The 6,988-nt window shown below is 63.7% G+C and carries 7 protein-coding genes; 1 reads left to right on the top strand and 6 read right to left on the bottom strand.

All coding sequences use genetic code 11. The features are described 5' to 3' along the window. From FBR05_13970 to mraZ, 6 genes are all read right to left on the bottom strand, one after another. Nucleotides 1-1,147 (bottom strand): UDP-N-acetylmuramoyl-L-alanyl-D-glutamate--2,6-diaminopimelate ligase (locus tag FBR05_13970; protein MDL1873283.1); only part of this gene is annotated, 1,147 nt, incomplete at its 3' end. A 2-nt stretch (nucleotides 1,148-1,149) separates the two neighbouring features. Further along, nucleotides 1,150-3,204: a PASTA domain-containing protein gene (locus tag FBR05_13965; protein ID MDL1873282.1), complete on the bottom strand. Its 2,055-nt coding sequence runs from the start codon at nucleotides 3,202-3,204 to the stop codon at nucleotides 1,150-1,152. A 6-nt stretch (nucleotides 3,205-3,210) separates the two neighbouring features. After that, nucleotides 3,211-4,368, bottom strand: coding sequence for a hypothetical protein (locus tag FBR05_13960; protein MDL1873281.1), 1,158 nt, complete (start codon nucleotides 4,366-4,368; stop codon nucleotides 3,211-3,213). Between the two features lie 8 nt (nucleotides 4,369-4,376). Continuing rightward, the gene (gene rsmH, locus FBR05_13955) at nucleotides 4,377-5,300 is read right to left on the bottom strand and encodes a 16S rRNA (cytosine(1402)-N(4))-methyltransferase RsmH (protein ID MDL1873280.1); all 924 of its coding nucleotides are present in this window, start codon (nucleotides 5,298-5,300) and stop codon (nucleotides 4,377-4,379) included. After that, on the bottom strand, nucleotides 5,266-5,628 hold the full coding sequence (locus FBR05_13950; GenBank protein MDL1873279.1) for an STAS domain-containing protein: 363 nt from the start codon (nucleotides 5,626-5,628) through the stop codon (nucleotides 5,266-5,268). Before FBR05_13950 ends, rsmH begins: the two co-directional genes overlap by 35 nt. Nucleotides 5,629-5,633: 5 nt before the next feature. Then, a complete protein-coding gene (gene mraZ, locus FBR05_13945; protein MDL1873278.1) occupies nucleotides 5,634-6,083 on the bottom strand; it encodes a division/cell wall cluster transcriptional repressor MraZ in 450 nt (149 codons plus the stop codon). Between the two features lie 216 nt (nucleotides 6,084-6,299). Here mraZ and FBR05_13940 point away from each other — a divergent pair. Next, nucleotides 6,300-6,988, top strand: a 689-nt coding sequence (locus FBR05_13940) for an FAD-binding oxidoreductase (GenBank protein MDL1873277.1), incomplete at its 3' end; no start/stop codon positions are given.

Genomic DNA, 6,988 nt, shown 5'->3' with positions numbered 1-6,988 from the left:
CGCAGCCGAAGACGGTGAGGATCTTGGGCGGATTGAGGTTTTGCAGGGCGCCGAGGACGTTCTTGAGCGCGTCCGGCGTGTGGGCGTAGTCGACGAAGACGTGAATCCCCCTGTCGTTCTCGATGCGCTCGAGGCGGCCGGGGACGCCCTCGAAGGCGGCGACGGCGTGGACGATCGTCTCCAAGGGGATCTCCAACGCCGTCGCGGCGGCGGTGGCGGCGAGGATGTTGGAGAGGTTGAAGGCGCCGATCAACGGGGACCGGAATTCCGCCACGCCCTGCGGCGTCGCGATCACGGCCTGCGTGCCGCTTAGGTCGGAGCGCCACTCGCGGGCGTAGAAATCCCACTTGCTCTGCGCCATGGTCGAATAGGTCCAGACCGGGACCTCCTTGACCGCGTCGATCAATTTCATGCCGTAGCGGTCGTCCGCGTTCAGCACGGCGCGCTTCGGTCCCTTGCCGCGCGGCAGCAGCTGCAGAAAGAGCCGCTTTTTCGATTCGAAATAAAGCTCCATGCTCTTGTGGTAATCGAGGTGTTCGGGCGTCAGGTTGGTGAAGACGCCGACGTCGAAGAAGACGTCCTCGACGCGCCGCATGTCGACCGCGTGCGAGCTGACCTCCATCGCGACCACGTCGACGCCGGCGGTTTTCATCTCGCGGAACAGGCGCTGGATCTCGATCGACTCGGGGGTGGTGTGCGCGTTGGGCAGGTTGACCCCGTTGTAGCGGCAGCCGATGGTACCGAGGATGCCGGGGTTCTTGCCCGCGGCCTGAAAGATCGCGCCCAACAAGTAAGTGATGGTGGTTTTGCCGTTGGTGCCGGTGACGCCGACCACGGGGATTTCCTTCGTGGGGTCGCCGTGCCAGCGCGCCGCCAGGCGGCTCAAACTGGCGCGGCTGTTCTGCACTTTGAAGACGGGGACCTTCTTGGCGACGGGGACCTCGCGCTCCACGACCAGGGCCGCGGCGCCGCGTTCGAGGGCGTTGTCGATGAAGTGGTGGCCGTCGATCTTGGTGCCGTGGATGGCGACGAAGAGGAAGCCCGGCTTCACCTCGCCCGAATGGCTGCTCAAGCCCGCGATCTCGACGTCGGCGAAGTGCCGCTTCTCGAGGAAGGGGAGGTCTTGGATGAGTTGCGAAAGTTTCATGTTCAAATCGGCGGCTCGCAGTCCAGGACGATCTCCGCCCCCGCTTCCGCCGCGCCGCCGGCCTCGGGCTCTTGGCGGTTGCAGATGCCGCTGCCCCGGACCTTCACCTTGAAATTCTTCGACTGGGCCTTGCGCAGGGCCTCCCGCACCGACAGTCCGGTCAGGTCGGGAACGGCCTGGTTTGCCTCGGCGGCCGTCGACTCGTCCTCGCCGGGAATCGCCTCGACCGGCGGCTTTTCCATCGCCGCCGCGACGCGGTCTTCGCGCTCTTCCTTGGGAGCCTTGCCCGCGGCCTTCGGGCCCTTGGGTTTCTCGGCCTTGCCCTGGGCCACGGCCTCCCGCGCGACGCCGTCCGGGGGCGTCTTCAGGTAGGCCAGGCTCTGGCCCATGATCTCGCGGAAGGGCGGGGCGCTGACCAGACCCCCATAGTAGTCTCCCTTGGGTTCGTCAATAGACACCAGGACGACCAATTTCGGGTCGCGGGCGGGTGCGAAACCGACGAAGGAGGCCAGGTATTTGTTCTTGGCATAACCCTTGCCGCCCGGCGCGACCTTTTGCGCCGTGCCGGTCTTGCCGGCGACCTGGTATTCCTCGAGCCGGGCTGCGGTCCCGGTGCCGCCCTTTTGCACCACGCTCTCCAGCATCCGCGCGATGTGCCGGGCGGTGTCCTCGCGGATGACCCGGCGTAGGACCTGAGGGCCGAAGCTCTGGACGACGTTGTTCTGCGAATCTCGGATCTCTTTGAGGAGGTAGGGTTTCATCAGAGAGCCGCCGTTCGCGATTGCCGCGTAGGCGGCGGCGATCTGCAGCGGCGTGGTGGAGATGCCCTGGCCGAAGGCCATGGTCCCCAGTTGCAGGGTGCCTAAATTGTTCAGCGAGGCCATGATGCCGCCGACCTCCCCGGGGATTTCGATGCCGGTTTTCTGGCCGAAGCCGAAGTCGCGGACCATCTCGTAGAAGCGCTTTTTGCCGACAAGCTGCGCCAGTTTGTAGCTGCAGATGTTGCTGGAGAACTTGATGATGTCGTTTAAGTTGAGCGGGCCGTGGCCGTGGGTATCGTTGATGGTGAATTTTCCGACCTGCATCGCGCCGTTTTCGCAGTGCAGGGTCTTGGTCAGGTCGAAGGCGCCTGTCTCCAACGCGATAGCCGCGGTGACGGCCTTGAAGGTGGAGCCGGGCTCGTAGGTGTCTGTGACCGCGCGGTTGCGCCACTGGGAGGGTTCGTATTTGTAGTACTCGTTGGGATCGAAGCTGGGCTGCACGGCCATTCCCAGGACCGCGCCGGTATGGACGTCCATGACGACGGCGACGCCGCCGACCGCCTTGGTCTTATCCACGGCGGCCTTCAGCTCGCGCTCCGCAAGGTATTGGATGGTCTTGTCGAGGGTGAGCACGAGACCGTTGGGATGCTCCAGGCCCATCAGGGCGAAGGGAGAATAGGAACGTCCCTTGGCGTCCTGCTCGATCAGCTTGGGCGGATCCTGGCTCTTGAGCACATCGTCCTGCGCCATCTCGAGGCCGGAGAGGGCCTGCGCGTCGTAACCGACCGCGCCCAGCACGTTGGCCGCCAGGGAGCCGTTGGGATAGAAGCGCTTGTACTCGGGCAGGGTGCCCAGGCCGGGCATCTTGAGGCCTTTAAGCTTCGCGCTCTCCTCCTCGCCGAGCCGCCGCTTGATCCAGACGAATTTTTTCTTTTTGTCGTCGATCTTCTCGAGGATCTTCCCCTCCTCCATGCCCAGGACGGGGGCCAGGGCCCGCGCGAAGGCCTTGGGGTCCTCGATCAAGTGGGGGGAGGCGTAGACGCTGTCCACCTGCAGGTCGATGGCGAGGGTGTCGCCGTTTTGGTCCATGATGGTGCCGCGCTTCGGCGCCACCACCACCTTGCGGCTGTATTGGTTCTTGACCAGGCTGGTGAGCTTTTTGTTGTCGGTCAGGTGCAGCTCGAAGGCGCGCGCCGCGACCAGCGCGAAGGCGAGGAAGAAGAACAGGCTGACCGCCGCGATCCTGAGCCTGATTTTCTTGTGCGAGAAACTTTGCTTGAGCGGGTTTTGGATCATGACGGTTTAGGGCATCGGGTCGAGCATCACCGCGGGAACCTTGTCCTTGCTTGGATAGGCGGGGGCCGCGGCGCTCCTGGGCTTGGCCGCACTTTTTTCGCGGGAGGATTCCCCGGAGACGATCTTCGCGACCAAGACCTCCGAGCCCTCCCGCTTCGCGACGCGGGTATCCTGCGGCGCCGGCTTCGCCGAGCTCTTGGCGGCGGGGGTCTTGCCCTCGGGCTTCGCGCCCTCGGACCGGGCCGGCTCGGATTTCTTGGCCACGGTGGCGGATTTTTCTTGGCTTGCAGCGGGTCTCTCGAGGGCCTTCGCCGGTTTCGGCGGGGCCGAATCCTTGGCGGCTGGCACGGATTTCGCCACCTGGGGCGTTTCCACCGCCTTCGCGGCGGGCGAGGGCTTTTTGGCGGGACTCTTAACGTCGGAATTTTTAGCGGCGGCGAGCTTCGGTGCGGCCTTGTCCGCGTCGGATTTTCCGGCGGTGCGGTCCGGGACGACCTTATCCGCGTTGGCGGCCTTGATCGGAATTTCTTTGCCGGGTTCGGGAACGATGGACTTCGCCGCGGGCTTGACCGCCACCTTCGTCTCGGCCGGATTCGCCGCCTTCGGCTCGGAGGGCTTCTTATCGGCCGTCGGAGATTTTTTCTCGGTCGAAGCGGGAGGGAGCGCGGCGGTCTTCGCCGCGGCTTTGGGCTTGGCCTCGGGCGCCGCGGCGGCAAAGGCCTTGGTAGGCTCGGGCTTTTTGGACGCTTCCTTCGCTTCGGAATTCTTGGGGGCGGGCGCGGCGCCCGCGACCTGCGTCAGGGTGTCCGGCTCCCAGCGGGAGAGGTAGAAGACTTGCTGGGTCTTCGGGAGCTCGAGGCCCAGGGTCTCCTTTGCCTCGGCCTCGATGCGGATCGGCGACTTGAGGCGGGCGATATCGAGGCTCAGGCGTTTGTTTTCTTCGATCAGCTGCTCTTTGCGCTGCAGCTCCTGGCCGATCTTGTAGCCCAGGTTGACGGCCTGGATGTGGGTACCGATGTAGAAGATGGCGCAAGCGCTGGCCAGGACGACGAGGGAGACGAAGGCGAACAGAAAGACGCGCCGGGACTTGTCGAGCGGCGAGAAGGTCGGCTGCCGGCGCACGCTCTTGGCATGATGAAGAATGGAAGTGGCACCACGGGCCATGGCTGTCGCTACTCCAGCCTCCGCACCGCGCGTAGCTTGGCGCTGCGAGCGCGGGGGTTGTTCGAAACTTCTTCGGCGCCCGGCCGGAGAGGCTTCTTGGTCAGGATCTGAAAGTTTTCAAAGGAGCGGAAGGCCCATTTGACGATGCGGTCCTCCAACGAGTGGAAGGAGATCACCGCCAAGACCCCTCCGACCTTGAGGAAATCGGGGGGCTTGCTCAAAAACTTGCGGAGCAGGTCGAGTTCGCGGTTGACGGCGATGCGCAGCGCCTGAAAGACGCGGGTCGCGGGATGGATTTTTTGGGCCTTGGAAAAAGGTACGGCGCGGGAAACTATTTGGCACAGCTCGCGGGTCGTCCGAATCGGATTTTCCTCGCGGCTGCGGACGATCAGTCGGGCGATCCGCCTCGCGAAACGTTCTTCCCCGTATTCGCGAAAGATCGCCTCCAACTCTTTTTCGGGGAGGTCGTCTAAAAGCTCCCGCGCCGTCACCTCTTCTTCCAGGTCCATCCGCATATCCAGTGCGGAATCTTGCAAAAAACCGAAGCCTCGCTCCGGGTCGTCCAACTGCAGGCTGCTGACGCCCAGGTCGAGGACCATGCCGTGGACTCCCGCCCAGCCGAGCTCGGCCAGAAACTCTCCGGCGCGGTCGTAGGTGCCGTGCCGAAGTCGTACCCTGTCTCCGAAGCCCGCCAGGCGGCGCTCGGCCAGCGACAGGGCCCTTTGGTCGCGATCGATGCCGAGAAGGCGGCCTTCAGGTGCCGACTTCTCGAGGATCGCGGCCGCGTGCCCGCCGAGGCCCAGGGTGCCGTCGACGTAATCTTGGTCCGCTCCAACTTGTAAAAGATCCAAAACTTCGCCAAGCATCACCGGCCGGTGGAGAGCCTCGGGGGGCGCCTCAGTGCCAGGTTCGGTGTCGTTCTTGGGGCCCATTGAAGCTCATCACCGCGTCGTAGACCGAATCGTAGGCCTCCACGGCCTGGTCGAGGCCGGTGAAGCGGAAGATGTTGCGCGTATAGCTGTTGAGCGAGGCGCACTTCAGGTCGCCGCTCAGGCTGCGCAGGCGCAGGGCACGCTCCAGCAGGCGCGAGATCGTCTTGTAGTTGACGTGCTCGACTTTTTGAAAATTAAGCACCACTTTCACCTTTTTCGAGCTGGTCAGCTTGCGAAGCATGGCTTCCAGCTCCTGCATCTCGAAGTGGGAAACCTCGCCGCTCAAGTGGACGACGGCCACGTCGTCGAAAGTCGTCATTTCAAACATTTTTGCTACAGCCCCAAGTTCGCCAGGTCTTCGGAGGAGCTATCGATCTTCTCTTGCGCGACGCTGAAGACGCTGCTCCATTTTTCCTTCGACCAGATCTCGATCCGTTTGGTCATCCCCACGAAGAGGATGTCTTTTTTTAGGCCCGCGTAGTCGCGCAAGGTGGGCGGAATCACGATGCGCCCTTGCTTGTCGAGAGGGCATTCGACCGCGCCGCTCACGAAGACCCGTTGCAGGGCCTTGACCTCGGATTTGAACTGGGGCAGGGCCGCGATCTTTTCCTCGATCGCGTTCCACTCCGGAACCGGGTACGCCCACAGGCAGTTGTCAAAGGTCGTCAGGATAAGTCGGTTGTCGTCGCTGGCGCTTAAGACCTCTCGGAACTTCGCCGGCAGCGAAGTCCGCCCCTTGTCGTCGATGGTGTATTCGAAGCGCCCGCGAAACATGGCTGCCATTACAATCCCAGAGTTGGGCGCCCGTCAACCACTTTAAACCACTTTAGGCCACGTTTTGGGCTATTTAAACCACCGACCTCAAAAATGTCAATAGGGGGAATGAAAAAAATAATAGAAAAATCGAGAGATTATCCACAGGAGCTCAGGCGGATTCGAGAGGTTCTGTACATCTTTTTGCGCCTGGCATTTTTTCCGCGGGAAAGTTAAGGCCGGAGCATGCCACCTGCCTACGACGCCGTCGTGATCGGCGCCGGCTTTGCCGGCGCGGCGACGGCCTATCACCTCTCGCGTTTGGGCGAGTTTCGAATCTTGATTCTGGAGCGCGAGACTGAGCCGGGCCGCCATGCCTCCGGAAAGAACGCCGCGCTCCTGCGCCAGGCAGTTAGCGACGCGCGGGTCGGCGCGATGGTGCAGGAGACGCTGCGCGCGCTCGAGTCGCCACCGCAGGACTGGGAGCGGAAAAATATCTTCCGCCGCACCGGCTCGGTCTTGCTTGGGGAAAACCGCGTTCTGAAAGGATTTGCGGGCTTGCTTCAAAAACTCGGCGCGGCCTTCGAGCTGCGCGGGCGCGAGGACTTTCCCGAAACTCTGGACGCGGAGTTACGCGCGGAGCTGCGCGCGGCGGACTACGAGGCCTTGCTCTTCACGCCGGGCGACGGCGTCGTGGACGTCGCCGCCTTGCTTTCCAACTTTCTCGATGCCGCGCGCTCGCGCGGCGCGACGCTGCATTGTGGGGCCGAGGTGCGCGGACTCAGTCGCGAGGCGGAGGCCTGGCGGGTGGCGACCGGCGCGGGCGAATTCCGCGCCCGCCTGGTGATCAACGCCGCGGGTCCCTGGGCCGGCGGGCTCGGCGTCGCGGCGGGCCTGCCGGACCGCGGCTTCGCGCACTTTCGGCGGCATCTCTT

The organism is Deltaproteobacteria bacterium PRO3, from assembly GCA_030263375.1.
Classification (GTDB): Bacteria; UBA10199; UBA10199; order DSSB01; family DSSB01; genus DSSB01.
The sequence above is the reverse complement of the archived record's forward strand: the minus strand, read 5'-3'. Positions and strand labels throughout refer to the sequence as shown.

Coding starts and splice junctions, on each gene's coding strand:
- FBR05_13965 (MDL1873282.1), bottom strand. CDS start 3,204: ATGATCCAAAACCCGCTCAAGCAAAGTTTCTCGCACAAGAAAATCAGG.
- FBR05_13960 (MDL1873281.1), bottom strand. CDS start 4,368: ATGGCCCGTGGTGCCACTTCCATTCTTCATCATGCCAAGAGCGTGCGC.
- rsmH (MDL1873280.1), bottom strand. CDS start 5,300: ATGGGCCCCAAGAACGACACCGAACCTGGCACTGAGGCGCCCCCCGAG.
- FBR05_13950 (MDL1873279.1), bottom strand. CDS start 5,628: ATGTTTGAAATGACGACTTTCGACGACGTGGCCGTCGTCCACTTGAGC.
- mraZ (MDL1873278.1), bottom strand. CDS start 6,083: ATGGCAGCCATGTTTCGCGGGCGCTTCGAATACACCATCGACGACAAG.